This is a genomic window from Mesorhizobium sp. M8A.F.Ca.ET.208.01.1.1, from assembly GCF_004791315.1.
Lineage (GTDB): Bacteria > Pseudomonadota > Alphaproteobacteria > Rhizobiales > Rhizobiaceae > Mesorhizobium.
On record NZ_SRUT01000171.1, the window covers coordinates 1 to 341 of the forward strand.

Annotated in this window: 1 protein-coding gene; it reads right to left on the minus strand. The window is 72.4% G+C overall.

Features of this window, described 5'->3' with window-relative positions:
* The coding region (locus tag EN851_RS34780; protein ID WP_135931087.1) for an ROK family protein at nt 1-341 on the minus strand (341 nt) is incomplete at both ends.

Sequence of the window (341 nt, forward strand, 5' to 3'; positions counted from 1 at the left end):
GCACGCCTCGAAGCAGCCGACGTTGCCGCAGAAGCAGCGGTCGCCTGCGCCGGTGATCGCCATGTGGCGGATCTCGGCCGCGAGCCCGCGCCTGCCGTGGTAGATGTGGCCGTCGGCGACCACGCCGCCGCCGATGCCGGTCGACACCGTGACGAAGACCAGCGAGCCGGCGCCGCGGCCGGCGCCGAAGCGCCATTCGCCGAGTGCAGCCGCATTGGCGTCGTTCTCCAGCCGCACCGGCAGGCCGAACTGGCGGCTCAGGATGTCGATCAGCGGCACATTGTGCCAGCCGGCCAGCGTCGGCGGCCCGATGACGATTCCCGCCTTGGGGTCGAGCGGTC